Source organism: Neisseria sp. P0022.S010 (assembly GCF_051956635.1).
Map to the genome: position 1 here is coordinate 1 of NZ_JBQCXF010000388.1, position 2,831 is coordinate 2,831.

A 2,831-nucleotide genomic window follows, 5' to 3' on the forward strand; every position below is an offset into this window, starting at 1 on the left:
GGTCGTGTGAAAGCTTTGGCTGAAGCTGCACGTGAAAATGGTTTAAGCTTCTAATATTTGGAGACTTTCAGATGGCAAAACATGAAATTGAAGAACGCGGTGACGGCCTGATTGAAAAGATGGTCGCTGTTAATCGCGTAACTAAAGTAGTTAAAGGTGGCCGTATCATGGCTTTCTCAGCACTGACTGTTGTTGGTGATGGTGATGGTCGCATTGGTATGGGCAAAGGTAAATCAAAAGAAGTACCGGTTGCTGTTCAAAAAGCAATGGATCAAGCTCGACGCTCTATGATTAAAGTACCTTTGAAAAATGGTACTATTCATCATGAGGTTATTGGTCGTCATGGTGCTACTAAAGTATTTATGCAACCTGCTAAAGAAGGTAGCGGTGTAAAAGCTGGTGGTCCAATGCGTTTAGTATTTGATGCTATGGGGATCCATAACATCTCAGCTAAAGTACATGGTTCTACTAATCCTTACAATATTGTACGCGCTACATTAGACGGTTTGTCTAAACTGTATACCCCTGCTGATATTGCTGCTAAACGTGGCTTGACAGTAGAAGATATTTTGGGAGCTAACCATGACTGAGCAAAAAAAGATTAAAGTTACATTGGTTAAGAGCCTGATCGGTACAATTGAATCTCATCGTGCATGTGCTCGTGGTTTAGGTTTGCGCCGCCGTGAACATACTGTAGAGGTTTTGGATACCCCTGAAAACCGTGGCATGATCAATAAAATCAGCTACTTGTTGAAAGTGGAGTCTTAATATGTTTTTGAATACTATTCAACCTGCTGAGGGTGCTACTCACGCTAGTCGTCGTGTAGGCCGTGGTATTGGTAGTGGCTTGGGTAAAACAGGTGGTCGTGGTCATAAAGGTCAAAAAAGCCGTTCTGGTGGCTTCCACAAGGTAGGTTTTGAAGGCGGTCAAATGCCTTTGCAACGCCGTCTGCCGAAACGTGGTTTCAAATCTTTGACTGCTGCCGCTAATGCTGAAGTTCGTTTGAGTGAATTAAATCTGATTGCTGTGAACGAGATTGATGTCTTGGTTCTTAAACAAGCTGGTCTGATTCCTGTAACTGCTTCTAGTGTAAAAGTTATTGCTTCTGGTGAAATCTCAAAAGCAGTTACCTTGAAAGGTGTAAAAGCTACTAAAGGTGCTAAAGCTGCTATTGAGGCTGCCGGTGGTAAAGTAGAAGAATAAGGCTTGCACTACAGTGGCTAATCAACAATCTTTATCGGGATTATCCAAATTTGGTGATCTGAAAAAACGTCTGGCATTCCTTTTAGGTGCTTTAGTCGTTTTCCGTATTGGTGCTCATATACCGGTACCGGGCGTAGATGCTGTTGCATTAGCTAAGTTATACGAAGGCGCTGCAAACGGCATATTCGGAATGTTAAATATGTTCTCGGGTGGTTCGTTGGAGCGCTTTAGTATATTTGCAATTGGTATCATGCCTTATATTTCATCGTCGATTATTGTTCAGCTTGCTTCAGAGATCATTCCTTCTTTAAAAGCTTTAAAAAAGGAAGGTGAGGCTGTTAGGAAAATAATTACGAAATATACTAGGTATGGGACGGTATTATTGGCTGTATTGCAAAGCTTTGGTGTTGCAACATTTGTTTATCTGCAAGGTGTTGTTGTAACGAGTTCGCTTGAGTTTCATATTTCTACAGTAGTCTGTTTGGTTACAGGTACTATGTTTCTGATGTGGTTAGGGGAGCAAATTACCGAGCGTGGTATTGGTAATGGTATTTCTTTAATTATTACAGCAGGCATTGTATCGGGTATTCCATCCGGTATTGTTCGGATGTTAACTTTGACTGAACAAGGCTCTATGAGTATGTTGATGGCGGTATCAATTGTGATTGGTATTTTGCTGTTGATCTATGCTGTAGTTTATTTTGAGAGTGCTCAGCGTAAAGTTCCTGTGCATTATGCTAAAAGACAGTTTGGCTCTGGAATGATGCCGGGACAAAGCATTCATATGCCGTTCAAGCTAAATATGGCAGGTGTTATTCCTCCTATTTTCGCTTCCAGTATCATTTTATTTCCATCTACACTTTTAGGGTGGTTTGGTTCAAATAGTACGAATTCTGTTCTTCATAAGGTTGCTGCAATGCTGCAACACGGACAGCCTTTGTATATTGTATTATTTGCCACAACTATCATCTTCTTCTGCTATTTCTATACTGCTTTAGTATTTAGCCCTAAAGAGATGGCTGAAAATTTGAAGAAGAGTGGTGCATTTGTACCGGGTATTCGCCCAGGTGAGCAAACCTCTAGATATTTGGAAAAAGTTGTACTGAGACTGACATTATTTGGTGCTTTGTATATCACTACAATCTGTCTGATACCTGAATTTTTAACGACGGCATTGAAAGTTCCTTTCTATTTAGGTGGAACATCTCTGCTTATTTTGGTTGTCGTTACAATTGATTTTAGGACACAAATCAATTCATATAGAATGAGTAGTCAGTATGAAGACTTGATAAGTCGTCCAGATATGAAATCTTTGTCACGTAAGTAGGCTTATGGCTAAAGAAGATACCATACAGATGCAGGGCGAAATCCTTGAGACTTTGCCCAATGCAACATTTAAAGTAAAACTGGAAAATGATCATGTAGTACTTGGTCATATATCTGGCAAAATGCGGATGCACTATATTCGTATTTCTCCAGGTGATAAGGTAACAGTTGAATTAACTCCTTATGATTTAACCCGTGCTCGGATTGTTTTCCGAGCAAGATAAACGATAAAAGGAAATAAAATGCGTGTACAACCTTCTGTAAAGAAAATTTGTCGCAATTGCAAGATTATTCGTCGTAA

At 40.1% G+C, this 2,831-nt stretch carries 6 protein-coding genes; all 6 read left to right on the plus strand.

Annotated elements, in window-relative coordinates:
• Positions 1-71 precede the first annotated feature (71 nt).
• Positions 72-590, plus strand: a complete 519-nt coding sequence (rpsE, locus tag ACTHUT_RS17115; RefSeq protein ID WP_003684704.1) for a 30S ribosomal protein S5 — start codon at positions 72-74, stop codon at positions 588-590.
• On the plus strand, positions 583-768 hold the full coding sequence (gene rpmD, locus ACTHUT_RS17120) for a 50S ribosomal protein L30 (RefSeq protein ID WP_003684808.1): 186 nt from the start codon (positions 583-585) through the stop codon (positions 766-768). Before rpsE ends, rpmD begins: the two co-directional genes overlap by 8 nt.
• Before the next feature lies 1 nt (position 769).
• Entirely contained in the window at positions 770-1,204 is a 435-nt protein-coding gene (gene rplO, locus ACTHUT_RS17125; RefSeq protein WP_049329187.1) for a 50S ribosomal protein L15, read from the plus strand.
• Positions 1,205-1,217: 13 nt separating this feature from the next.
• Positions 1,218-2,531, plus strand: a complete 1,314-nt coding sequence (secY, locus tag ACTHUT_RS17130; RefSeq protein ID WP_440419170.1) for a preprotein translocase subunit SecY — start codon at positions 1,218-1,220, stop codon at positions 2,529-2,531.
• Positions 2,532-2,535: 4 nt separating this feature from the next.
• Positions 2,536-2,754, plus strand: coding sequence for a translation initiation factor IF-1 (gene infA / locus ACTHUT_RS17135; protein WP_003684714.1), 219 nt, complete (start codon positions 2,536-2,538; stop codon positions 2,752-2,754).
• 18 nt (positions 2,755-2,772) lie between these two features.
• Positions 2,773-2,831: 50S ribosomal protein L36 (rpmJ, locus tag ACTHUT_RS17140; protein ID WP_440418699.1), on the plus strand; the 59-nt coding region annotated here is incomplete at its 3' end.

Excerpts from the sequence above, each read along its gene's own strand:
- rpsE (WP_003684704.1), top strand. The coding sequence starts at position 72 with ATGGCAAAACATGAAATTGAAGAACGCGGTGACGGCCTGATTGAAAAG.
- rpmD (WP_003684808.1), top strand. The coding sequence starts at position 583 with ATGACTGAGCAAAAAAAGATTAAAGTTACATTGGTTAAGAGCCTGATC.
- rplO (WP_049329187.1), top strand. The coding sequence starts at position 770 with ATGTTTTTGAATACTATTCAACCTGCTGAGGGTGCTACTCACGCTAGT.
- infA (WP_003684714.1), top strand. The coding sequence starts at position 2,536 with ATGGCTAAAGAAGATACCATACAGATGCAGGGCGAAATCCTTGAGACT.